The sequence below is a fragment of the Streptomyces sp. genome, assembly GCF_035645055.1.
Lineage (GTDB): Bacteria > Actinomycetota > Actinomycetes > Streptomycetales > Streptomycetaceae > Streptomyces.
This window is the reverse complement of the sequence record NZ_DASQNH010000099.1, coordinates 53,119-75,752: the sequence shown is the minus strand read 5'-3', so window position 1 is coordinate 75,752 and position 22,634 is coordinate 53,119. Positions and strand designations below refer to the sequence as shown.

Annotated in this window: 19 protein-coding genes; 8 read left to right on the top strand and 11 right to left on the bottom strand. The window is 73.5% G+C overall.

All coding sequences use genetic code 11. The features are described from left to right. Positions 1-37: 37 nt before the first annotated feature. The 5 genes from VE614_RS32165 to VE614_RS32145 form a co-directional block, all read right to left on the bottom strand. On the bottom strand, positions 38-982 hold the full coding sequence (locus VE614_RS32165) for an aminoglycoside phosphotransferase family protein (RefSeq protein WP_324945401.1): 945 nt from the start codon (positions 980-982) through the stop codon (positions 38-40). Between the two features lie 51 nt (positions 983-1,033). Further along, positions 1,034-2,164, bottom strand: a complete 1,131-nt coding sequence (locus VE614_RS32160; protein WP_324945398.1) for an aminopeptidase P family protein — start codon at positions 2,162-2,164, stop codon at positions 1,034-1,036. A 114-nt stretch (positions 2,165-2,278) separates the two neighbouring features. Further along, the gene (locus tag VE614_RS32155; RefSeq protein WP_324945394.1) at positions 2,279-2,905 is read right to left on the bottom strand and encodes a LysE family translocator; all 627 of its coding nucleotides are present in this window, start codon (positions 2,903-2,905) and stop codon (positions 2,279-2,281) included. Positions 2,906-3,012: 107 nt separating this feature from the next. Beyond that, positions 3,013-3,615, bottom strand: a complete 603-nt coding sequence (locus tag VE614_RS32150) for a PDZ domain-containing protein (RefSeq protein WP_324945391.1) — start codon at positions 3,613-3,615, stop codon at positions 3,013-3,015. A 72-nt stretch (positions 3,616-3,687) separates the two neighbouring features. Then, positions 3,688-4,554 (bottom strand): LysR family transcriptional regulator, encoded by an 867-nt coding sequence (locus VE614_RS32145; RefSeq protein ID WP_324945387.1) that lies wholly within the window; start codon positions 4,552-4,554, stop codon positions 3,688-3,690. 88 nt (positions 4,555-4,642) lie between these two features. Here VE614_RS32145 and VE614_RS32140 point away from each other — a divergent pair, with 88 nt between their 5' ends. Then, complete coding sequence (locus VE614_RS32140; protein WP_324945384.1) at positions 4,643-5,404, top strand: CTP synthase C-terminal region-related (seleno)protein; 762 nt, start codon at positions 4,643-4,645, stop codon at positions 5,402-5,404. A 190-nt stretch (positions 5,405-5,594) separates the two neighbouring features. Further along, positions 5,595-7,124, top strand: a complete 1,530-nt coding sequence (locus VE614_RS32135) for a hypothetical protein (protein WP_324945381.1) — start codon at positions 5,595-5,597, stop codon at positions 7,122-7,124. Here the strand turns inward: VE614_RS32135 and cyc2 are convergent. Next, on the bottom strand, positions 7,117-9,294 hold the full coding sequence (gene cyc2, locus VE614_RS32130) for a germacradienol/geosmin synthase Cyc2 (RefSeq protein ID WP_324945377.1): 2,178 nt from the start codon (positions 9,292-9,294) through the stop codon (positions 7,117-7,119). The two genes, VE614_RS32135 and cyc2, sit on opposite strands and share 8 nt — an antisense overlap. Positions 9,295-9,453: 159 nt before the next feature. Here cyc2 and VE614_RS32125 point away from each other — a divergent pair, with 159 nt between their 5' ends. Then, positions 9,454-9,906, top strand: a complete 453-nt coding sequence (locus tag VE614_RS32125; RefSeq protein WP_324945374.1) for a hypothetical protein — start codon at positions 9,454-9,456, stop codon at positions 9,904-9,906. Next, positions 9,903-11,168 carry a cytochrome P450 gene (locus tag VE614_RS32120; protein ID WP_324945371.1) on the top strand — a complete coding sequence of 422 codons (1,266 nt, stop codon included), beginning with the start codon at positions 9,903-9,905 and terminating at the stop codon, positions 11,166-11,168. The genes VE614_RS32125 and VE614_RS32120 overlap by 4 nt, the downstream gene beginning before the upstream one ends. A 62-nt stretch (positions 11,169-11,230) precedes the next feature. Here VE614_RS32120 and VE614_RS32115 read toward each other — a convergent pair whose 3' ends face one another. The 5 genes from VE614_RS32115 to VE614_RS32095 form a co-directional block, all read right to left on the bottom strand. Continuing rightward, complete coding sequence (locus tag VE614_RS32115; protein WP_324945368.1) at positions 11,231-12,415, bottom strand: damage-control phosphatase ARMT1 family protein; 1,185 nt, start codon at positions 12,413-12,415, stop codon at positions 11,231-11,233. A gap of 43 nt (positions 12,416-12,458) precedes the next feature. Next, positions 12,459-13,106, bottom strand: coding sequence for a ScbR family autoregulator-binding transcription factor (locus VE614_RS32110; RefSeq protein ID WP_324945365.1), 648 nt, complete (start codon positions 13,104-13,106; stop codon positions 12,459-12,461). A 341-nt stretch (positions 13,107-13,447) separates the two neighbouring features. Continuing rightward, positions 13,448-15,253 (bottom strand): S8 family peptidase, encoded by a 1,806-nt coding sequence (locus tag VE614_RS32105; protein ID WP_324945363.1) that lies wholly within the window; start codon positions 15,251-15,253, stop codon positions 13,448-13,450. 388 nt (positions 15,254-15,641) lie between these two features. Then, positions 15,642-16,874, bottom strand: a complete 1,233-nt coding sequence (locus VE614_RS32100) for an aromatic amino acid lyase (RefSeq protein WP_324945360.1) — start codon at positions 16,872-16,874, stop codon at positions 15,642-15,644. 275 nt (positions 16,875-17,149) lie between these two features. Next, complete coding sequence (locus tag VE614_RS32095) at positions 17,150-18,106, bottom strand: ABC transporter substrate-binding protein (RefSeq protein ID WP_324945357.1); 957 nt, start codon at positions 18,104-18,106, stop codon at positions 17,150-17,152. 329 nt (positions 18,107-18,435) lie between these two features. Here VE614_RS32095 and VE614_RS32090 point away from each other — a divergent pair, with 329 nt between their 5' ends. From VE614_RS32090 to VE614_RS32075, 4 genes are read left to right on the top strand one after another with little or no spacing between them, the layout of a single operon-like run. Continuing rightward, positions 18,436-21,096, top strand: coding sequence for an ATP-binding protein (locus tag VE614_RS32090; RefSeq protein ID WP_324945354.1), 2,661 nt, complete (start codon positions 18,436-18,438; stop codon positions 21,094-21,096). After that, positions 21,093-21,569 (top strand): roadblock/LC7 domain-containing protein, encoded by a 477-nt coding sequence (locus VE614_RS32085; RefSeq protein WP_043504857.1) that lies wholly within the window; start codon positions 21,093-21,095, stop codon positions 21,567-21,569. The genes VE614_RS32090 and VE614_RS32085 overlap by 4 nt, the downstream gene beginning before the upstream one ends. A 37-nt stretch (positions 21,570-21,606) precedes the next feature. Then, complete coding sequence (locus tag VE614_RS32080; protein ID WP_324945347.1) at positions 21,607-22,047, top strand: DUF742 domain-containing protein; 441 nt, start codon at positions 21,607-21,609, stop codon at positions 22,045-22,047. Next, positions 21,995-22,597, top strand: a complete 603-nt coding sequence (locus VE614_RS32075) for a GTP-binding protein (protein ID WP_324945344.1) — start codon at positions 21,995-21,997, stop codon at positions 22,595-22,597. The genes VE614_RS32080 and VE614_RS32075 overlap by 53 nt, the downstream gene beginning before the upstream one ends. Positions 22,598-22,634: the final 37 nt, after the last annotated feature.

The following is a 22,634-nucleotide window of genomic DNA, read 5'->3' as shown; positions in this document are numbered from 1 at the left end:
TGCCAGGCGCCGCGGAGGAGGGAGTTGTCAGACAGGCCTAGGGAGTGTCGTCGGCCCCGGCCTCCCGAAGGTCCGTCACGCGTTCCAGGAGGATCGGTTCCCAGGCCCGGCGGAGTTGGGAGCGCAGGAGGCGCAGGGGGGCGACCGGGCGGCCGGAGAGGGTGTCGGCGAGGCGGAGGACGCTGTCGCAGCGGGCCAGCCAGAGGCCGCGCAGACAGGGCCGGGCGCCGTAGCCGGCGAGGGTCGCGGCGCGGACGGCGGCCGGCGCGCCGACCGCGCGGGCGAGCCCGGCGATGTCCTCGGCCGGGTCGCCGATGACCGTGTCGGCCCAGCCGAGCACACCGCGCACCCGTCCGTCGCCGCTGACCACCAGGTGCTCGCCGGTGAGACCGTGGTGGACCAGGACCGCGCCGCCGGGCTGCGCGGCGAGCTGGCCGGCGGCGGGCGGGGTGAGCTGCCGCAGCCGCGCCGGGTCGAACTCGTCGGCCGCGGCGAGGCGTTCGGCGGCCTGTCCGGCGGCCCGGCGCAACGCCTCCAGCGAGCGCGGGGCGGTGCGCGGCACGCCCAGCGCCTCGGCCTGCCGCAGCGGCACCTCGCGCAGGCCGGTGAGCAGCCCGGCGAGGTCGGCCTCGCCGAGGGCGGAGACGTCGTGCTCCTCGCCGGAGCCGCCGGGCACCTTGGTGTCGAGCGTGCAGCTGAGTCCGGGCGCCCACTCGCCGTACGCCACGCTGGTCGGCACGGCCACCGGGAGGTGCGGCCGGACCAGGTCGCGCACCCGCAGTTCGCGGCGCTGCCGGACGGCCGCCTCGGCGTCCGGCGCGAGGCGCAGCACATGGCGGGTGCCGACCCACCAGGTGGCGGGCTCCGCGGCGTCGCCGACCGGCCGGACGTCGGGGCCTGCGGCCGTGTCCGCGCCCTCCTTGAGCAGGGAGCGGACCAGTCGGCGGACGGTGTCCGCGGTGGGTGTCGGTGCCTGGGTCATGGTCGGCCGTTGTCGTGCGTCGGGCGTGCGGGGTCGGGTTCGTGGAGTGCGTCAGCCCACTGTCACCATCTCGCGCGGGGTGTTGTTCAAACGACGGCCGCCGTCCTCGGTCACGGTCACGATGTCCTCGATGCGGACGCCGAACCGGCCGGGGAGATAGATGCCGGGCTCCACGGAGAAGCACATGCCGGGCACCAGGGCCTGCTCCTCGCCCTCGATCATGTACGGCGGTTCGTGCGTGGTGACGCCGATGCCGTGCCCGGTGCGGTGGATGAAGTACTCGCCGTATCCGGCGTCGGTGATGACCGCGCGGGCCGCCCGGTCGACCTCCTGGCAGGCGACGCCGGGCCGCACCGCGCGGAAGCCCGCCTCCTGCGCCTCGCGGACGATGTCGTGGACCCGGCGTTCCTCATCGGTGGGTTCGCCGACGTGGACCGTGCGGGAGGTGTCGGAGCCGTAGCCGTCCTTGAGGCCGCCGAAGTCGAGGACGACCATGTCGCCGCGCTCGACGACCCGGTCGCCGACCTCGTGGTGCGGATTGGCGCCGTTGGGGCCGGAGGCGACGATGGTGAAGTCGACCTGATCGTGTCCGAACCGGCGCAGCAGGGCGGCGAGGTCGGCGGCGATCTCGGACTCCCGGCGGCCGGCGAAGGGAACGTTCCGGATCTCCTCGAACGTTGCGTCGGCGGCGGCTCCCGCCGCCGCGAGAAGTCGCAGTTCCGCCTCGTCCTTCACCGCGCGCAGCATGGGCAGGGCCTCGGTGAGGGAGGCGTAGGAGGTGCCGGGCAGCGCCTTCTGCAGGCCCAGCAGGTGCATGGCCCAGGCGTTGTCGCTGACGCCGAAGCGGCCGGACGCGTCGAGGAGCGCGGCGGTGGCGGCGTAGGGGTCCTTGCCGTCGGTCCAGTCGCGCAGGGTCAGCGCGGGAGCGCCGACGGCCTTCTCGGCGTCCGGGGCCTCCAGGGTGGGGACGACGAGGACGGGGTCCCGGCCTGCGGCGAGGACGAGCAGGGTGAGCCGTTCGGTGGTGGCGGTGGGCGCGTAGCCGGTGAGCCACACGAGGTCCGGGCCCGGGGCGACGAGGAGTCCGGCCAGCCCGGCTTCGGCGGCCGCCCGGGCGGCGCGCTCCATGCGGGACCGGTAGTCGTCGGCGGTGAAGGGCGCGGGCGTGCTGCTGCCGGTCATCCGGGCCTCCTGGGGGGTGCGGGAACCACGGGCAGCATCCTGCCCGGACAGCGGGGGCGGCGCGAGCCGGTGCGGGGCGTTTTCGAGACTTTCGGACGGGTCCGCGGCCACGGGTCAGCCCTCCAGTGCCATCCGGACGCCGAGGAGCAGCAGCACGCCGCCGGAGACCTGCTCCAGCCGCCGGCGCACCCCCGCGCGGGACAGGACGGCCTTCATCCGGCCGACGAACCACACATAGAGGCTGTAGTAGCCGATCTCGAAGACGGCCCAGAGCGCGGCGAGACCGACCATGGCGGGCAGATGCGGGGCGCCCTCGGGGACGAACTGCGGCAGGAAGGACAGGGCGAAGACGGCCGCCTTGGGGTTGGCGAGGTTGAGCAGCAGCCCCGCGCGATAGGCGGACCAGCCGCTGCGCTCGGCGTCCTGCCGGACCTCCCCGGCCTCGCCGGTGTGCCGCATCCGGTGAGCGTGCCGCAGGGCCTGGACGCCGAACCAGACGAGGACGGCGGCGCCGACGTAGCGCATCACCTCGTACGCCACCTGGGAGGCCGTGAGCAGGGCGGTGAGGCCGAAGGCGGCGGTCACGCCCCAGACGAAGACGCCGGTCTCGTTGCCGAGCACGGTCAGGAGGCCGGAACGGCGGCTGCGCAGCGACTGCTTGATGATCAGCACGGTGCTCGGTCCGGGCGAGGCGGCGATCAGGGTGCAGGCGCCGAGGAAGGCGAGGAGGGTGCTCAGCATGGGCCTCATCGTGGCCCCGCGCGGGAGCCGCCGACCAATGATTTTCGCGCCGGCCAGCGATGTTCGCGACGCGCCGCTCCCGGCGGGACGCGCCGCTCCGCGCGGGCTCAGGTCACGAGGCCCGGGACGGCCGTGAGCTGCTGGTAGCCGCCGCTCTCGTGGCGCACCGTCAGCGTGATCTCCTCGCCCGGCCGGGCCTGCCCGACGGCACGGGCCAGGTCGGCCGCGGAGTCGATCCGGGTGCCGTCGAAGGTGAGGAGGAGGTCACCGCGGGACAGGCCCGCCGAGTGGCCGGGACCCGGGACGTGGACCCCCACCACCAGGGCGCCGGGCTTGCCGGCGTCCACCACCTCCAGGCCGAGCATCGCTCCGGCGGTCGACGGGGAGGGCGCCGGGGCCCCGGGTGGCGCGGACGGGCCGGGGCGCGCCGACGCGGACGGGCCGCCCGGGGCCACCGGTCCAGGCGCCCGCTGCGGCGTCTGCCGCTGGAGTTCGGCGAGCTTGCTCATCCCTGGCACCGTCACGCCCACCGTGCCGAGGCCGACGCCGGACAGCACCAGGAGCGTCCCGGCGAGCAGGCCGAGCAGCAGGGTCGTCAGCCGTCGGCCGCGGCGGCGCGCGGCGTGCGGGCGCCGGGCGGGGCCGTCGGGCCGGCTGCCGCCGGGCTCCTGTCCGGGCATCGGCTTGGGTCGCAACGCGGTCTGTTCCATGGATCGCCTCCGGCTGGTGCTCTACCCGGCGCTCCGGCGGACGACGTGCCACGAACGAGTGAGACTGACCGGTCACGCGCGGGCGCGCAGTGCCTCCGCGAGCGCCGCGGCGGCTCCCCGGGGCGCTCCGCCGAACACCAGCTCCGTGCGGTGCACGACCCGCGGGGCGACCACGGGGACGGCGACCGCGTCCGGCACCGAGCCGGCCGCCGCGCGGGGCAGCAGGGTCAGCCCGTGCCCGGCGGCGGCCAGGGCGGTGAGGGCGCGGACGTCGGTGCCCTCGTACCGCAGGGCGGGGCGGAAACCACGGCCGCCCGCCGCGGCCCGCAGCTCGGCCAGCGGCAGGGCGGCGTCGGGGGCGTCCAGCCAGCGGGCGTCGGCGAGGTCGGCGAGGCGCAGTCCGTTGCGCCGGGCCAGCGGATGGGTGACGGGCAGCAGGACGCAGACCGGCTCCTCGCCGACGCCCTCGGTGGTCAGCGGGGCCACGTCGGGCAGCCGCAGCGGGTCGCTGGGCGCGGCCAGGCCGTCGACCAGGCCGAGGTCCGCGGTGCCGGTGGCGACGGCCGCGGGGATCTCCGCGCGGGCCAGCACCCGCAGGGTGACACCGGCCGCCGGGAGGGCCGCGAGGACGCGGGGCCCGAGCGCGGTCGGGCAGGCCGCCAGGCTCAGCCCGTACGGGGGCGCCGCCGCGATCCGGGCCACGTCCGCGCGGGCCGCGTCGAGGCGGAGCAGCAGCGGGCCCGCGTGTTCGAGGAGCCGTTCCCCGGCCGCGGTGGGGGCCACGGGGCGGCGGGTGAGCAGGGGCGCGCCGAGGTCCTGTTCGAGGGCGGCGATGTGCTGGGACACCGCGGACTGGGTGAAGCCCAGCTGGCGCGCGGCCTCCGAGAAGGAGGCGAGGCGGGCGACGGTGATGTAGGTGCGCAGGAGGTGCGGGTCCATGCGGGCCAGCCTCTCATCAGCAACGCTTATCGAGCGTGCAGAGATCATCGTTGGACGTGAACGAGAGGCCGCGCGGAGGATGAACGCCATGACACAGACCGCACCGCGCGCCGCGCGGGTCGCCCTGGTCGGCGACCGCACCCCCAACGTCGTCTCGCACGCCCGTGTCCCGCGGCTGCTCGACGCCCTCGCCACCCGCGACCGGCTCGTCCTCGACCCGTACTGGATCCCTTCCGAGGACGCCGAAGCCGACGGCGCGGTACGGGGGTTCGACGCGGTGTGGGTGGTGCCCGGCAGCCCGTACCGCAGTGAGGCGGGCGTGCTCGCCGCGATCCGCACCGCGCGGGAGGAGGGCATCCCGTTCCTCGGCACCTGCGGCGGGTTCCAGCACGCGCTGCTGGAGTTCGCCCGCGCGGTGTGCGGCCTGACCCGGGTCGCACACGCCGAGAACGACCCGGACGCGGACGACTTCCTCATCGAGCCGCTCGCCTGCTCGCTGGCCGGTCACGAGGCCGCCGTACGGCTGGAGCCGGGCTCCCTGGTCCATTCCCTCCTCGGCGTCGAGCGCACGGTCGAGCGCTACTCCTGCCGCTACGGTCCCTCCCGGCACCTCGACACGCTGCGCGGGCACGGGCTGCGGTTCTCGGGTCACGACGAGAACGGCGCCGTGCGGATCGCCGAACTGCCGGGGCACCCCTTCTTCGTGGCGACGCTCTTCCAGCCGGAACTGTCCGGCGACGGCTCGCGTCCGCACCCGGTGATCCGGGCCCTGGCGCGAGCCGCGGCCGAACACGCCGCCGCGCGGGAGGCACGGTCAGCCCGTCTGCCCCCTGCGGCTCAGCCCGTGTGATCCCTGCGGGTCAGCCCGTGTGCCCCTCCCCGTGGCCGCCGTGCGCCCCGCCGTGGTCGCACTTCAGCGCCTCGGGCGGCATGACCACGAACGGCCGCATCATGCCCACGTCCTCGTGTCCGAGAAGACGGCAGTGGTATTCCTGGTGCGGCCGACGCCGCTGTCAGTGGCGGCTGTTACGTTCCGCGACATGACCGATCACGCGCTGCGGCTGCTGCGGCAGGACCGCCGGCTGGCCTCCCTGGCCGCCTTCCCGTTCGATTTCGACCTGGACCGCGCGGCGCACGGCCATGTCGAGCCGGTCCGGCTGGCCTCGGGCGGCCCCCTGGAGGTGGTGGCGGGCGACGACACCGGCGGCACCTACTTCGTGTGCGCGGACGGCTCGATGCTCTACGCCTCCTCCGAGGGCGCGGCCGGGATCATCGGATCGAGCGTCGACGAGGCGCTGGAGATCCTGGTCGGCCTGCCCGGCTGGGGCTCCTGCACCGATCTGTCGCCCCAGGACGGCGAGGAGAAGATCCTCGCGCGGGTCACGGAGGCCGAGGACGAGATCCGGGAGCACTACGGTATCGACGCGGAGCGGGCCGAGTTGCGCGCAGCGCTGGGCTTTCCCGAGCGTTCCCCGGTCGAGCTGGTGGGGATGCTGCACGCCGCGCTGCTGCGCACCGAGCCGGACTTCGTGCTGCTCCACGGCACGGAGCACCGGGCCTACGACCTCCTCGACGACCTGCCCAGGCCGCCCCTGTGGGAGCCGGTGCTGGCGCGGGGCCGCGCCGATCTGGCGCTGCTGCGGGACGGCGACCATGCGGCCCTGGAGGCGGTGACCACGGATCCGGTGCGGCGCCGACTGGCCCTGCGCGCGGCCCAGTTCGACCGCGCGGACGGCGATCAGGGGGTGCTGCGGCGTCTGCTGCGAGCGGAGGCGTCCTCGTCGATGACGGAGGAACTGCGGCTCGCCGCCGTCCTGGTGGGCCTGCACGGGGATCCCCGCGATCTGCCGTTGCTGCACGAGGTCCGGGAGACGGACCACGACACGCACTGCGGACTGAGCGATGTGCCCGGACCGGATGCCGACGGCGCCGAACTGCGGCAGTGGGCACGCGAGATGGACCAGGCTCTGTTCGGCTCGGACCCCGCCGACGAGCCCGCGTCCACCTGGACCGGCCTGGCACTGGACCAGGGGCTGGCGGGACTCGCCCGGGTGGCGCTGATCCGCCGGCTGGACGCGATCGAGGTGGAGCAGAGCCTGCTGCGGCGCCCGGACGATCCGGCGCGGCTGGACCCCTCTCCGCTGCGGGAACTGGCCGAGCAGTTCGAGCGGCTGGGCGACCTCGCGCAGGCGCTGCGGGCCCAGCGGCTGTACGCCGCCCTCCAGGACAGCGCGTGGGACGGCGCCTCCGCCCGCCTGGACCAGGCCGCCCTGGAGCGCCGCACCGGTGAGCTGGAGCGCGCCGCGGGCTCGCTGGCCCGCGTGCGGGACGCCCTGAACAATCCCGGGGACGCCTCGGTGCGGCACTGGCGGCAGGTCAGCCTGGGTCTGTTCGTCGCCGAGGAGCACTACGCCCTGAGCGGCGCCCTGGCCGACGCCGGCGTGTCGGCGAAGGCCCGCGTCCTGCTGGCCGCAGCGGAGGAGATACGCGGCGGACTCTCACAGGCCGCCGCCCGGGGCGTACGGGAACTCGCCGAGGCGACGGCCGAGAAGGTCCGGGCGGTCAGCTGACCCACGCGGTGACGGGGATGGCCGGGACGGGGGTCGCGGGGGCGCGGTCCGGGAGGAAGGCGTGGGCGCGGCTCGCCAGCCACTCGGACTTGTAGCGGTTCACCGACCTGTGCCAGTTCAGGATGCCCGCCATCCAGTTCTGCAGCGCGGTGACGTACGCGTCCAGCCCGGCCCGCTCCTCGTCCGAGAGGGAGAAGTCCTCGCACACCACGGGGATCTCGGTGGCGAGCACGTGCTCGAACTGCTCCATGCGCTGGTTCAGCAGATCGCCGACGATGTCCAGGGCGGCCGGATAGTCGATGCCGAAGAAGTTCTGCACGACCAGGACCGCGTTGTGGATCTCGCCCTCGTACTCGATCTCCTTCTGGTACGAGAAGACGTCGTTGAGGAGGCAGGCGAAGTCCATGGCCGCGTTCTCCAGGGAGCGGACCGGCCCGCTGCCGTAGACCTCCGGCGGGACCGACGGCCCGTGACCCATGCGGCACAGGCTCATGGTCATGTCGGAGCCGAAGGTGGCGCGGCGCATCTCCAGGTAGTCGACGGGGTCGGGGATGCGGTGCTGGATCTGGTTCGCCACCTCCCACACCCAGGACTCCGTCATCACGTTCACGGCGTTCTTCAGCCCCCGGCGGGCGTCCTCGTCCATGCCGACGGTGGTGCGCGCCCACAGGTCGATGAGGCTGCGCTCCATGGCGTTGACCGGGACGATCGGCTGTTCTCCGGTGAGCGGCATGCAGGCCGACAGGCGCTCGGTGGTGAGCCGGGCGGCGGCGAGGTCGCGGCGGTGCCCGTAGACCAGCGGGTAGTAGTCGTCGCCGTAGGTGCCGAAGGCCAGCCACCGCGCGCTGAGGTCGAGGGCTTCCGCGGAACCGTCCGGGTCCAGCCCGGCGGAGCACAGCGCGAGGTCGTAGGCGGCGAGTTTGTCCTCGTCCCAGACGCCCTCACTCATCATGCCCATCTCCCGCGTCCATGGCAGCAGACGGGCACGCGCTGCGTCCAGGCCGGAGTTGAGCCGGAGCGGGTACGGCATGCGGATGTCGGGGATACGGGACGGACCGACCTTCTGGAACGGCCGGTGCGTCCAGGCCCTCAGCCGCTGGACGCCCGCCGAGGCGAGCAGCGCGCGCACGTCGGACGCCGACGTGCCCAGCGCGCCGAGTCCCTGCCCGCCCGGGGCGACGGCGTTCTCGTTCATGTACCGGCTGGAGCGCAAGTGCCATTCGTGGCCGCCGGACTGCCAGTCCTGAAGGCCCTTGGTGTAGGCCGCCACCGCCGCGACCTCGGCCGGGGTCAGCCCCTTCTCCAGGGCCAGCGCGGGCACTTCGGTGAGCGCGGTGTGCTCGAACTGGTGGAGCCGTGAGCTGAGGACGTCGTTGACGGTGTCGGCGGCCTCCTGGGTGGTGCAGCCGAAGAAGGTCTCGAGCACGAGGACACCGTTGCTGTTCTCGCCCTCCTCCTCGACCTCCCGCTGGTAGGAGAACAGGTCGTTGCGCAGGTGCACGGCGTCCGAGAAGGTCTCCATCAGCACCCGCAGCGGCCGGGATCCGGCGACGGACGCGGGCACCTCGGCGGTCGCGTACTCCACCAGCCCCGCCGACCAGGGGGCGCCGCCGACCTTGCGGCGCATCTCGATGTACTCGACGGGGTTGGCGATCCGCCCCTCGTTGATGTTGGACAGCTCCCACAGGGACTCGTTCAGCAGATGCTCGGTGGCCACGGCGAAACGGCGGCGCCAGTCGGCCGACATCGACGGCACCGTGCGCGCCCACAGATCGGCGAGGCCCGCCTCGACGGGGTTCTGCGGTTCCGGCACGGGGGTGTGGAGGTCCAGCGGCATGAACGACGGCAGCCGGTCCAGATGGGCCTTGCCGCCCGCGCGGTCCTGGCTGCGCTTGAACGTCTCCAGGAAGTGGTCGTCGAAGAAGAACACCCACACGTACCAGTCGGTGATGAGCGAGAGGGCGTCCGCGTCGCAGTCGGGGTGGGTGCAGGCGCAGAGCAGGCCGTAGTCGTGCGCGTCGAGGTCGGCCTGGGTCCAGATCCCGGACCCCTCCAGCATGCCCATCTCGCGCGCCCACACGGCGGAGTGGGAGCGGGCGGTGTCGAGATGCGGGTTCAGCCGCGCGGGATACGGCATGTAGAAGTGCGGGAGTTCGAACGGCTGCGTCATGGCCGGGCCCTACCCCCGCGCCCGCCGGGGCATCCACCGGGACGCAGATGATCACACCATCGCGTGAATCCGGGCGAACCGGGGATGTCCCGCCTCGCATGCGCGTTCCCCGGACATGCGCCCTTGCCGACCCTCCTGCCGCCCGCCACGGTGGTGCCCATGACCTCCTTCGCGCTGCCCCGTGAACGGCACGGCGACGGCGCCCACAAGGTGTTCGCCGTACACGGCTGGTTCGCCGACCGGTCCGCGTTCGCGCCGCTGCTGCCGGACCCGGACCGGCTGGTGGAGTGCTGCCTGGCGTGCAGCGATCCGGAGGCCTTCCGCGCCTGGCTGGACTCCTGGGCGCGGGACGACTTCCACGACCGGGTGGAGGGCGCGGCGGTCCCCGCGCTCGCCCTCGCCGGAGCGCTCGACCCCGCGCCGTCGGCGGACCTGCCCCGGGCGACCTGGTTGGCCTGGTATCCGCGCGCCGAGCTGTACGAACCGCCCTGCGCGGGGCACCACGCGATGGACGAGACGCCGCTGGAGCCGGTCCGCGTGGTGGAGGGCTTCCTCCGGGCGGACGCGGACGACCACGCCGGGAGCGACGAGCGAACGGACGGACCCGTATGACCCTGCCCGACGTCCCGCCCGTGCCCGACGTCTTCGACCCCCGGCAGTACGCCACCGCGGTTCCCTACGGCGCCTACCGCCTGCTGCGCGACCATCACCCGGTGGCCTGGCAGGCGGAGGCCGAGGTGCTGGGCTGGCCGGCCGGGCCCGGATTCTGGGCCGTGACCCGGCACGCGGACGTGGTGCGGGTGCTGAGGGACGCGACGGCCTTCTCGTCGTGTCTGGGCGCCACCCAGATACGGGACCCGGACCCGGACGACCTGCCGTTCATCCGCCGCATGATGCTCAACCAGGACCCACCGCACCACCACCGGCTGCGGCGGCTGGTCAGCCGGGCGTTCACCCCGGGCCGGATCGAGCGGTTCACGGCGGTCGCCGAGGAGCGGGCCCGGACGCTGTTCGCGCGGGCCGTTCAGGAGGCGCGTTCGGGGGACGGCACCGTCGATCTCGTCACCGCCGTCACCGACGACTACGCCCTGCTGAACCTGGCCGATCTGCTCGGCGTCCCGGGCAGCGACCGGGGCCTGCTGCTGCACTGGACCCAGCGGGTGATCGGCTACCAGGACCCGGACGAGGCGGGCCCCCCGGTGCGGGACGAGCGGGGCCGGCCGGTCGATCCGCGCTCCCCCGCGGCCCTGCGGGACATGTTCGACTACGCTCAGCGGCTCGCCGCGCACAAGCGCCGCCACCCCGGCGACGACGTGCTGACCACCCTCGCCCAGGACGGCGAACTCGGCGAGGCGGAGCTGGAGATGTTCTTCTTCCTGCTCACCGTGGCGGGCAACGACACGGTGCGCGGCGCGGCACCGGGCGGGCTGCTGGCGCTGGCGGAACACCCCGGTGAGTGCGCACGGCTGCGGACCGGTGCGGTGCCGCTCGCCTCGGCCGTCGACGAGTTGCTGCGCTGGCATCCACCCGTGCTGACGTTCCGCCGCACCGCCGTCCGCGACACGGTGCTGGCCGGGCGGCGGATCCGCGCCGGTGACAAGGTGGTCGTCTGCCATGCGGCGGCCAACCGGGACGAGCGGGTGTTCACCGACCCGGACCGGCTCGATCTGGGCCGCGCGCCGAATCCGCACGTGTCCTTCGGGGACGGGCCGCATGTGTGTCTGGGCGCCCACTTCGCCCGGCTGCAACTGCGGGTGCTGTACGGGGAGGCGCTGCGCGCGCTGCCCGTGCTGCGGACCGCGGGGGCGCCGAGACGTCTGGTGTCGAACTTCATCAACGGCATCAAGTCGCTCCCGGTGCGGATCACGCCTTGACCGTCACGCCTCGACCGTCACGCCTCGCCCCGTCAGGCCTCGGCCCGTGGCGCCCTGACCCCTCAAACCCTGACCTGGATCAGCGCATGGGTGCCCGCGGTCCGCCAGTGCTCGCCCCCGGCGGCGGTCAGCGCGGCCTCGGTGCCGGCGTCGAGGCCGCAGATCACCTCCGACTTCAGGGTGCGCAGGGCGGCGACGGGACCGGGGAAGTACGCGGTGAGGTCGGCGAAGGGGGTGGTCGCGGGCCATCGCCGGTCACCCACCAGGCGGCGGTAGTTGAGGTCACCCTTGACCACGGTCAGTGTGGCGGCGGCGAATTCGGCCCGCAGGTCGTCCGGCATCTCGGCGTACGGCAGCGGGCCGCAGGAGAAGGGGTGGGCGCGGAGGGTGAGACGGCCGTCGGTGATCGCCGACCACAGCCGCCTGCCGTACCCGGCGGCGGTGCCCGGTGCGACGGCGAGCCGGTGCAGTGCGTCGAGGACGTCGGCGGTGGTGGCGTCGGAGACGTAGTAGGGGTGCGGCTTGAGGTGCAGGACGGCTCGTGCGACGCGACCCCGGTCGAGGAGGTCGGCGATGAGCAGCAGATCGGGGACGAGTTCGCGGCCGGCGTTGTCGGCGACCAGGCAGAGAGTGCCGCCGCCCGCCGCGGAGGCCGGGAGCAGCGACCAGAGGGCTTCGCTGTCGTCGGCGACCAGACCGGGGACGGCGGCCCGGGTGCCGGCGCCCTCGGCGGAGAGACGGAAGCCGAGGTCGGCGCGGTTGCCCCAGAGGGAACCGTGCAGCAGGGCATGGGAGCGTTCGTCGGCGGGGCGGTCCGCGAGGGTGTCGAGCGCGGCCAGTTCCTCGTCGGTCTGCGGGGCGTCCAGCTCGGCGAGCTTGACGGGGCGGAAGGGGTCGATGCCCTGCCAGGGGCCGGGGGTGAAGTAGCCGACGGCTTGCAGGAGCTGCCGGTAGAAGTAGCTCTCGGACCACAGCCAGGGCAGATCGAACCAGGACTGGCCGACATGCTGATCGAGGCCCCAGTCCTGCCAGTGCCCGAGGTCGGGGGCGTCGGCGGGGAGGGGTTCGACGACGCCCTCGGTGCAGTTCGCCAGCAGTGCGTCGAGGGCGCGCCGCCGTTCGGGGTCGTACGGGAGGGACTCCCGTACCTGCCGGATGATCGCGGGGTGGCGCTCGGCCAGCACCCCGTGCGGGAAGGAGCCGGGCCGGTCGGCGCGGAGCACGGGCGCGGGGGCGATGTCGGGCATGCGCCTCACCGTATCGCGCGGCTCCCGGCGCCCCGGCCGCGGCTCACACCGCTCTGGCCTCCCGCTCCAGTTGCGCGACCAGGCTGAGATAGCGCGGGCGTCGGGTCACCGGTACCAGGCCGCGGACCAGGACGTACCACATCTCCGCCGTGCGGCGGGGCAGCCGCACCAGCGGGTCGAGGGAGCGGCCCGTGACCCTGGTGCCGACGAAGAAGCTGACGAGGGAGTGCGCGACGGCGTCTATGTCGATGTCCGGGTGGACGTCGGACTCCTTGACCGCGCCCAGGAGCTTGCGGGACGCGATCTCCAGCCACTCGGTGAACGGGTGCGGCAGGGGTGGCCGCAGTCCCACGCCCGCGGTGGCCAGGCGCAGTCCCGCGCGGGCGACCGGGCCCTCGACGGCGAGCCGGGCGATGCCGAAGGTGATCCGCATCAGGGCTTCCAGCGAGGAGCAGTCCCGTTCCTCCACCTCACGGGCCAGCCGGCGCGAGGCCTGTGACTGGATCTCCATGATGGCGTGGGCCAGGTCCTCCTTGGCCGCGAAGTGGAAGTACAGGGCGCCTTTGGTGACGTGGGCGTGGTCGACGATGTCGCTGAGGCTGGTCGACTCGTATCCGTGCCGGTCGAACAGGTCGGCGGCGGCCGAGATGATCGTCGCGCGGGTCTGTTCGGCGCGTAGCTGCCTCGCCATCGTCTCGACTCTCCAGGCTGAAAAGAACGGGCCATGCCGTTTTTTACTTACCAGATGCACACGATAGCTCACACCTCTACGGCACGTGCCACCCCGTCATTTTTTCCTCGCCCGCCTCGTTGAGGGCGAGTTGACGCAGTTCATCGTAGCCCCCACCCCGCGCGGCCCACGAGACCGGGGAGCGTGAAGACGCACTCCGAGAGCCCGGCGCACGACAAAAGCGCCCGGGAAACAGACCGGACGCGCGGTTCCTTATGGAGGCGGCACACACAAAAGGCGGGCCGGACGGCGCCCATCCGCACCGTCCGGCCCGCCCGTTCGGGGAGGCGTTCAGACTTCGATCAGAACGTCAGCTTCCAGCTGTTGATCCGGCCCGTGTCCTGCGCGGCCACGTCCTGCACCCGCAGCTTCCAGGTGCCGTTGGCGACCTCGCTGGAGGCGTTCACCGTGTACGTGGTGAGGACGTTGTCCGCGGAGTCCGAGGAGCTGGAGGACTTCAGCCGGTAGGTGGAACCGTCCGGTGCCACCAGGTCGATGACCAGGTCACCGCGGTAGGTGTGGGTGATGTCCACGCCCACCTGGAGGGCCGAGGGGGCGTTGCCGCTGCGGCCGCTGACGGTGATGGGGGACTCGACGGCCGAGCCGGCGTCCGGGATGTTCACGGCCGTGGTGCTGGTGAAGGTGGTGCCGCCCGTGGAGCCGCCGGAGCCGCTCACCGCCTGCACCGTCTTGGTCGCGTCCGCGAGACCCGCGCCGCAGCCGCCGGAGCAGGCGCCGGGCAGCGGTCGGGCGTTGGACTTGATCGCCGACTCGATCTGGGCCGGGGTCAGCGCGGTGTTGGCCGACTTCATCAGCGCGGCGAGACCCGCGACGTGCGGGGTGGCCATGCTGGTGCCCTGATAGAAGGCGTACGACTCGGTCGACGGCGTCTTGGTGCCGGAGTTCAGCGTGGAGTAGATGCCGTTCGCGGTGCCGGTGCTGGTCTGGCCGCCGGGCGCCGAGATGTCGATCAGGGAGCCGTAGTTGGAGTAGGAGGCCTTCGCGCCGGTGCGGCTGGTCGCGGCGACCGAGATCACGTTGTTGCAGTTGCCCGGCGAGTGGTTGGCCACGTTCTCGTTGTCGTTGCCCGCCGCCACGACCACCGTGGTGCCGCGGTTCACGGCCGCGTTGATGGCGTTCTGGGTGGCGCTGGTGCAGGCGCCGTCGCCGCCGAGGCTCATGTTGATGACCTTGGCGACGTTGGTGTTGGCGGGCACGCCGGAGACGGTGCCGCCGGAGGCCCAGGTGATGGCGTCGATGATGTCGGAGTCGTAACCGCCGCACTTGCCGAGGACGCGGATCGGGGAGATCTTCGCGCCGTACGCGATGCCCGCCATGCCCTTGGCGTTGTGGGTGGCCGCGGCGATGGTGCCGGCCACGTGCGTGCCGTGCCAGGAGGAGTTGGAGGCCGGGATGCCCGTGCCGCACTCGCCCGCGGCGTACCAGTCGCCCGGGTCGGAGGGGTCGCTGTCGCGGCCGTTGCCGTCGACGGAGACGGCGGTGTCGGCGATGAAGTCGTAGCCGCCGACGATGTTCGGGGCGAGGTCGGAGTGGGCGACGTAGCCGGTGTCGATGACGGCGACGGTGACGCCGGTGCCGGTGGTGGTGTTCCAGGCGCCCGGGACGTTCATGCCGGCGGTGGCCTCGAAGAGGTCCCACTGCTTGGCGTAGTCGGTGTCGTTCGGGTCGGCCTGCGGCTTGTTCAGACGGTCGGGGACGACGTAGGCGACCTGCGGGTCGGCCTGGTACTCGGCGATGACGTCGGCGACGTCCGCCTTGGTCAGGTCCTCGCCGAGGTCGACCAGGGCGGCGCCGGTGCCGAGGCGGCGCTGGAAGTCCAGCTGCTCGCCGGCCTCCTTGCCCTTGGCGGCGGCGTCGGCCTCGGCGGCCTTGTTCGACTTGGCCTCGGAGGCGCTGGGCTTGTAGCCGACGATGAGGCGTTCGGCGGCGACGCCGGGGGCGGCCTCGGTGCGGGCGGCGAGGTCGGCGGGGGCCTGGGGAGCGGGCTCCTGGGCGACGGCGACCGAGGCGGTGCCGGCCGTCAGCAGGGCCGCGGAGACCGCGGCGACGGATATCAGCTTGCGTCGCAGGGACGGGGAAGTACGCAAGGGCGTGCCTTTCGTGGCCGGTCTCCGGGCAGCTCGGAGCGGCGGACGGGCGCTTCGTCGTCGAAGCGGAGGGGGGCTTACCGAAAAGCGAGCGCGGTGGCCGGCCAGGCGCGAAGTGCGTCAGCTGTGCAAGGGGTTACCTGTGGGTCAGCTGTGCTCGAACGATAGGCAAAGGGAAGGTCACAGGGATACAGGGGAAACCCTCGATCCGACCGGAAACCCACCCTTGATGTCCACGAGATGACCGCTCGTGACCGGTTTCGCCCGCAACGCGGGGGCGATTACCGGCACAGGCCGCAGAGGGTGCAGAAGGCGCACAGGGCGCGGGTACGGCTACAGCTCCGCCAGTACCCCGTCAGCAGCTCTCCCGCCCTCGCCAGATCCGTGGTCAGGGGGCGGTCGTCGGTGCCGGCGGGCAGGGCCTCGGCCGCGATGGTGAAGGCGCGTACGGCGGGCGGCGAGGGGTGCAGCCGCAGAGCGCGTACGGCGGTGGCCAGTTCGCAGGCCAGGACCGTGCGATAGGCGCCGGCGGGCGGCCTGGGAGGCGGGACTCGCGGCCTCCCAGGCCGTGCGAGAGCACCGCGTGCCCGGCGGAGGCCGGGGTGGCGCAGGTGCGCGGTTCGGCCAGGGCGGAGGCGGCCGGGTAGTCCAGGATCATCGTGCCGGAGCAGCCGGCCGGGCCCGTGGCGAGGAAGGCGGGCAGGCCGGTGAGGTCCGGGCGGCCGAGCGCGGTGAGGCGGGCAGCGGAGAGCTGGGCGGTCTGGAGCACCGCGAGGTCGAGGGCGTCCAGGGCGAGGGCGAGCGGGGCGGCGCAGAAACCGCCGTGATGGAAGGCGGCGGTGCCGTCGGGGGCGATGAGCGGGTTCGCCGAGGGGCAGTCGATCTCCGTTTCGAGGATCCCGCGCAGCGACCCCGCGGCGTCCAGGGCGCAGCCGCGCACCTGAGGGAAGGCCCGGAAGCCGTACGGGTCCTGGATCCGGCGGCCACCGTCGTACGGCCGTTCCGCCGGCCCCAGCAGCCGTCGCACCTCGGCGGCGGGCGCGGGCCGCGCCGGATACGGGCGCACGGCGTGCACCGGTGCCGCGTACGCCTCCGGTGAGCCGGACACCGCGGCGAGCGGCAGGGCGGCGCCTGCGTGGGCGGCGCGGAGCAGGGTGTCCAGGGCGTGCCGGGCGAGCGCCGTCCGGCCGAGCACGAGGGCGTTGCCGCTGAGCAGGCCGAGCGCGTCGCCGGGGCGCAGGGGGACGGAGGCGGGGGCGGGGGCCGGGCCGGGGCCGTGCGGCAGCCAGGGGCGCTCCCCGGCCAGCGCCGGTCCGGTCTCCGCCAGGTCCGTGAGGTCGCCGGTACCGAGACCGCCGTACTCCAGGGCCGCCGTACTCCAGGGCCGCCGTACTCCAGGCCGCCGTACTCCAGGGCCGCCGGGTGGCGGCCCACCGCAGCGCCTGCGCCAGGCCGTGGACGACGTCCGGGGTGGATGCCGGAGCCGCCGGCGAGGAGCTGGTCGGTGCGCACGGCGAGCGTCGCGCGCACCTGCCGGGCGGGCAGCGGGGCCCCCGCGCCCGCCCGCGTGGCTGCGCAGCAGCCGCAGCCCGTGCCCGGCCTCGTCGTCGGCGCCGGCCACCACCGAACGGTGGGCGCCGGCACCGGTGCCGCGCCCGTACATCCGCCCCGCGGCGGCCAGCGCTGGGCCGCCCGCCAGGAACGCCGGACCCGCGCCAGGGCCTCGGCGGGCAGCACCGGCACGGCCGCGCCGTCGGCGAGCAGGACCACGTCCCCGGCGGTGAGTCCGGCCCCGTCGAGGGTGACGCCGGCGGCCCTGCCCTCCGTGGACGGCCACGCGCCCTCGGGCCGGAGGGGCGGGACCGTCCGTGGCGGTGCTCATCGGTGGGGGTTCGGTCAGCCGAGGCCGACCGACTTCAGCCAGGACTTGGCCACGTCGAGCGGGTCCTTGTTCTCCAGCTGCACCTGGGTGTCCAGGTCGAGCAGCGTCTTGGTGTCGAGCTTGGCGGAGACCGCGTTGAGGGCGTCGACGCCCTCCTGGGTCAGGCCGCCCTTGTGGACCAGCGGGGTCACGTTGGCGAAGCCGAAGAGGTTCTTCGGGTCCTGGAGGACGACGAACTTCTCCTTGGTGATGGTCGGGTCGGTGGTGAAGATGTCCGCCGCCTGCACGGTGTTCTTCGCCAGCGCGGCCTGGGTCAGCGGTCCCCCGGCGTCGAGCGCCTTGAAGGACTTGAATTTCAGGCCGTACTCCTTCTCCAGGCCGAGCAGGCCCTGGTGCCGCGTCTGGAACTCGGGCGAGCCGCCGATGACCAGGCCGGGCGCGATGTCCTTGAGGTCGGCGAGCGTCGACCGCGCGGTCAGGCCGTGCTTCTCCGCCGTCTCGGCGTTGATCGAGACGGAGTCCTTGTCCTCGGCCGGCGCGGACTCCAGCAGCGTCAGCTTGGGGTCGAGCTTGGCCTTGACCGCGGCGTTCACCGACTCGGTGGACTTCTGCTCCGCCTTGGGGTCGAGGTAGGCGAGCAGCGAGCCGTTGTACTCCGGGAGCACGGTGATCGAGCCGTTCTTCAGCAGGCCGTAGGTGGTCTCGCGGCTGCCGATGTTCGGCTTGTAGGTGACCTCGATGCCCTTGGCCTTCAAAGCCTCGCCGTAGATGTCGGCGAGGAGGATGCTCTCGGCGAAGTTGTTGGAGCCGACGACGACGGTGCCGCCGTCCGCCTTCTCCCCCGCGAGCGGGTCGTCGGCCTTGTCCTCGGAGCCACAGCCCGTCAGCAACGCCGCCGTGGCGGCGAGCGCGACGGCGGCCGTGCCGCGGAGTCTCGTTCTGGACCAGCTGCTCTTCACGGTAGAAGTCACGGTTCCCGTTCCGGGCTCGGTGAGTGGTGGCGTTGCGCTGCCGTCGATCCAATCCAGCGCGTCTTCGGTCAGTCAAGTGACACCTGATCACAATCGCCTTCAACAAGTGGCCGGTTCGACCACCCCGACCGGCACGTTGTGTGTGAAGAGCGAACGAACTCTCAAGAAAACTGAGCGGGTTGTAACGGATTCTTGACGTGCAGTCGTGATCGATCTCCACAAGAGGCGGTAGTCTCCCGGAAGTTGACGCCCGTCACACACGTCCGCGTCGACCAGAAGTCGATCAGGAGTCGATCAGAGCCGGTCATGGTGGTCGTGAAGGAGGCCCGATGTCCACGCACGAGGCGGGGATCCGGGGCCTCGTCGACCGCTGGCCGTTCCGCCGCAAGCTCAACCTCCTGGTCGGGGTGCCGCTCGCGCTGCTCGCCGCCGTGCTCCTGCACCTGATCATCGACGAGGTGATCCGCGCGCACGACGCGGCGGACGCGGCCCGGCTCGTCCGGGACAGCACCCAGGTCGCCGCCCTGGTCGACCGGGTCGAGGCCGAGCACCAGCAGGCCATCCTGCTGTCCGTGCGCCACGAGGCCTCCGGCTCCGGCACCGAACCCTCCCTGGAGGGCTACCGCGAAGCCCAGCACGCGGTCGACGCCCAGGTGGAGAAGGTCCGCGACACCTTCGGCGACCGGCTGCCGGACACCGAGGCGCGGGCGCTGCGGGAGATCAGCGGTCTGGACAGCCTGCGCGCCACCATCGAGCAGGGTTATCTGCCCGCGGACAACATCGACCCGGCGTACACGGGCGCCGCCAAGGGCCTCATCGACGGGCTCGCCCTGGACCGCGACCCGGCCCTCGCCGCCACCTTCACCGGCAATCTGCTGGACTCGCTGCTGCGCGCGGACGCCGCCCACAGCTCCTTCGAGACCAGTGTGTTCTCCGCGACGACCGGTGACTCCAACGCGCTGATCGAGTTTGTCAACGCGGTCGGCTTCCAGGAGCTGTACCAGCACCAGGCCGACCGCTTCGGCCGGTTCGCCACCGAGGCGCAGACGGCCGAGCTGCGCGGCATCGAGCACAGCGCGGCCCAGGCCGTCATCGGCCGGCACTACGCGGAGCTGGCGATCGACCCCAGCGGACTCCAGGCGGGCACGCCGGAGCGGATCCGGGAGAAGTTCAACGAGGCGCTGGCCGCCTACCCCGCCTACCGCGACCAGTCCGTCACCCGGCTGGAGATCACCGCCTCGCTCATCGACCAGATCGCCGACCGCGCCGACGCCGCCTCCACCGACGCCTGGTGGAACGCGGCCCTGCTGCTGGGCCTCGCCCTGCTCGGCTTCACGCTGTGGCTGGGCTTCGCGGTGGTGGTACGGCGCTCCGTCGTCCGGCCGGTCCAGGCGCTCACCGGCGCCGCCCGCACCGTCGCGGACGTCGCCGGACGCGAACTCGCCCGGGTCGCCGACGACGACGCCGAGGACGACGCCCCGCTGCGCCTGAGCAAGGTGCCGGTGATCGCCAGGGACGAGATCGGCGACCTCGCCGACGCCTTCAACCACGTCCAGAGCACCGCCGCCGCGCTGCTGGAACGGCAGGTACTCAGCCGCCGCAACGTCGCCGAGATGTTCGGCAACGTCGGCCGCCGGGTGAGCAACCTGACCACCCGCCAGCTCGCCCTGATCGACGCCGTCGAGCGCGGCGAGACCGATCCGGCGCTGCTGGAGCGCCTCTACCGCATCGACCACATCGCGGTCCGGCTGCGCCGCAACGCCGACAGCCTGATGCTGCTGGCCGGCATCCGCGAGACCGTCCTCGACGCGGGGCCGGCGGCGCTCACCAACGTCGTACGGGCCGCGCTCGGGCAGATCGAGGGCTACCAGCGGGTCGAGCTGCACGCCGGGACCGAGGTCATGGTGGAGCCCGACGTGGTCGGCGACCTGACCCTGATGGTGGCCGAACTGCTGGAGAACGCCGTGTCGTTCTCGCCGGCCGGCAGTGCCGTCGAGGTCACCGTGCAGGGCGGCCCGGAGGGGGCGGCGGTCACCGTCGCCGACCACGGCCTCGGCATGAGCACCGAGCGGCTGGCCGAGGAGAACGCCCGGCTGGTCCGCCGCGAACGGCTCGACCTGGTGCCGACGAAGGTGCTCGGCCTGTTCGTGGTGGGCACGCTGGCGCGCCGCTGGGGGATCGGGGTCACGCTGTCCCGCACCCCGGGCGGCGGCGTCACCGCCGAGATCGCTCTCCCGCCCGCGCTGCTGCTGACGCCCGACCCGGCGCTCCCGGCTGTCCGGCCGGTGCTGTCCGCGGGCGGTCCGGCGGGCACCGGCTCCGCCGGCACCGGTTTCGTCGGCACCGGTTTCGTCGGCACCGGTTTCGCCGGCACCGGTTTCGCCGCGGCCGCCCCTGTCGAGGCCGGCCCCGCCGCCACCGCCTCCGCCGAGACCGGCGGCACGGGCGGCACCGGCGGCACCGGCGACGCCGGTGGTGACACCGGCGACACGGCCGTTCAGGGTGGCGTACGGCCCGAAGGACCGGCCCGCGAATCCGCGCGGCCGCGAACCGGCTCGCCCTCCGATGCCGAAGTCCGTGGTGGTGACGGCACGGCGTCGCTCCCCCGCCGGCTCCCCCGGCGTGCGCCCGCCGCCGGCGGCACCGGTGAGGCCCCGCTCATCCCCCGGGCCCGCGCCGAGTCCGCCCCGCCCGGCGGCGGGGCCCGGCCGCTGCGGCGGCGGGTGCGCGGCGCGACGCTGCGGACGACGCTCGGCGAGGGTGCCGACCGGCACTCCGTCCGCCCGGCGCTGCCCCCGGCCGACGCCGAAGCGGTGCGTGACGCGCTGGAGGAGTTCGAGGCGGCCGTCGAACGCGCTCACCGCGACAGCGGACGCCCGGACACCTCGCGTACCGCCCCCGGGACCCCCGACTCGCACACCAGGACCGACCCCCGAACCGACCCCTCGACCGATCCCTCGGCCAACCCACCGGAAGGAGCGGAGAGTTGAGCACGCAGACAGGCGGCACTCCCGCCGGAGACACCGCACCGGACGACCTGCGGGCCGCCGCAGCCGACTTCACCTGGCTGCTCAACCGCTTCGCGACCGAGACCGCGGGCGTCGTGGACGCCATCGCGGTGTCCTCGGACGGGCTGCTGATCGCGGTGGCGCAGTTGCGGGAGCGAGCCCATTCGGAGCGGCTGGCGGCGATCGTCTCCGGCCTGACCAGCCTGGCCGCCGGCGCCTCCGGCAACTACGGTCTGGGCGCGCTGAACAAGGTCATCATCGATCTGGAGGGCGGCCACGTCCTGGTCTCCGCGATCGGCAGCGGCGCCGTGCTCGGCGTGGTCGCCGACAAGGAGGCCAAGCTGGGCAACATCGCGTACGAGATGACGCTGTTCGCCAACCGTGCCGGTGCGGCGCTCAGCCCCCAGCTGGTGCTGGAGCTGAAGAACAGCGTCGGCGCGACACCGGCGGGCTGACCGGGCACCGCCCGGCCGAGAGAGGAAGAGACCACCCATGGCGGACGGCTTTCCGCCGCCCCCGGGCCCGGACGAGGAGCCGGACCCGGCCGGCCCCGTCCCCGCCGTACGCCCGTTCCTGGTCACCGCGGGCCGGGTGGCGGGCGCGGGCGAGACCGCGGCCGAGCGGCCGATACCGGTGGAGACCCAGGTGATCGCCACCGCGGAGGGGCTCGGCGCGCTCGGCCGGCTCTCCTTCGAGCGGCACGACATCGTCGCCGTGTGCGCGGTGCCGCAGTCCCTCGCGGAGATCGCGGCCCGGCTGCGGCTGCATCTGAACGTCGTCCGGGTGCTCGCGGAGGATCTGCGGGCCGCCGGGCATCTGGCGGTGCACGTGCCGGACACGGCCGCCACCCATGACGCGTCCGTCCTGCGCAGGGTTATCGATGGCCTGCGGGCCATCCCCGACTCCCGAGGGGTACTCCGTGACACCGACTGAGCTGCCGCCGCTGCCGGTGAAGATGGTGATCGCGGGCGGTTTCGGGGTGGGCAAGACGACCGCGGTCGGTTCGATCTCCGAGATCGAGCCGCTGACCACCGAGGCGGCCATCACCGAGGTCGCGGCGGGGGTGGACGATCTGAGCCACACCCCGCGCAAGACCACCACGACGGTGGCCATGGACTTCGGCTGCCTCACCATCGATCCGACGCTGAAGCTGTATCTGTTCGGCACGCCCGGGCAGGAGCGGTTCGGCTTCATGTGGGACGACATCGTGGAGGGCGCGGTCGGCGCGCTCGTCATCGTCGACACCCGCCGTCTCGACGACTGCTACGCGGCCGTCGACTACTTCGAGCACCGGGAGATCCCGTTCGCGGTCGCCGTGAACGCCTTCGACGGGCGGGTCGCGCACTCGCTGGACGAGGTGCGCTGGGCGCTCGACGTGGCCGACCACGTGCCGGTCGTCGTGTTCGACGCCCGGGAGCGCGGTTCGGTGCGGGACGCGCTGCTCGTCGTGCTGCGACTGGCGCTGGCGCGCGCCGAGAGCTGAGCGCCCCCGCCCCCGGAGTCCTCCGTCCCCGGCGGCC

Excerpts from the sequence above, each read along its gene's own strand:
- VE614_RS32110 (WP_324945365.1), bottom strand. The coding sequence starts at position 13,106 with ATGGCGAGGCAGCTACGCGCCGAACAGACCCGCGCGACGATCATCTCG.
- VE614_RS32120 (WP_324945371.1), top strand. The coding sequence starts at position 9,903 with ATGACCCTGCCCGACGTCCCGCCCGTGCCCGACGTCTTCGACCCCCGG.
- VE614_RS32125 (WP_324945374.1), top strand. The coding sequence starts at position 9,454 with ATGACCTCCTTCGCGCTGCCCCGTGAACGGCACGGCGACGGCGCCCAC.
- VE614_RS32115 (WP_324945368.1), bottom strand. The coding sequence starts at position 12,415 with ATGCCCGACATCGCCCCCGCGCCCGTGCTCCGCGCCGACCGGCCCGGC.
- VE614_RS32135 (WP_324945381.1), top strand. The coding sequence starts at position 5,595 with ATGACCGATCACGCGCTGCGGCTGCTGCGGCAGGACCGCCGGCTGGCC.
- VE614_RS32090 (WP_324945354.1), top strand. The coding sequence starts at position 18,436 with ATGTCCACGCACGAGGCGGGGATCCGGGGCCTCGTCGACCGCTGGCCG.
- VE614_RS32160 (WP_324945398.1), bottom strand. The coding sequence starts at position 2,164 with ATGACCGGCAGCAGCACGCCCGCGCCCTTCACCGCCGACGACTACCGG.
- VE614_RS32155 (WP_324945394.1), bottom strand. The coding sequence starts at position 2,905 with ATGCTGAGCACCCTCCTCGCCTTCCTCGGCGCCTGCACCCTGATCGCC.
- VE614_RS32140 (WP_324945384.1), top strand. The coding sequence starts at position 4,643 with ATGACACAGACCGCACCGCGCGCCGCGCGGGTCGCCCTGGTCGGCGAC.
- VE614_RS32165 (WP_324945401.1), bottom strand. The coding sequence starts at position 982 with ATGACCCAGGCACCGACACCCACCGCGGACACCGTCCGCCGACTGGTC.
- VE614_RS32075 (WP_324945344.1), top strand. The coding sequence starts at position 21,995 with ATGGCCTGCGGGCCATCCCCGACTCCCGAGGGGTACTCCGTGACACCG.
- VE614_RS32150 (WP_324945391.1), bottom strand. The coding sequence starts at position 3,615 with ATGGAACAGACCGCGTTGCGACCCAAGCCGATGCCCGGACAGGAGCCC.
- cyc2 (WP_324945377.1), bottom strand. The coding sequence starts at position 9,294 with ATGACGCAGCCGTTCGAACTCCCGCACTTCTACATGCCGTATCCCGCG.
- VE614_RS32080 (WP_324945347.1), top strand. The coding sequence starts at position 21,607 with ATGGCGGACGGCTTTCCGCCGCCCCCGGGCCCGGACGAGGAGCCGGAC.
- VE614_RS32145 (WP_324945387.1), bottom strand. The coding sequence starts at position 4,554 with ATGGACCCGCACCTCCTGCGCACCTACATCACCGTCGCCCGCCTCGCC.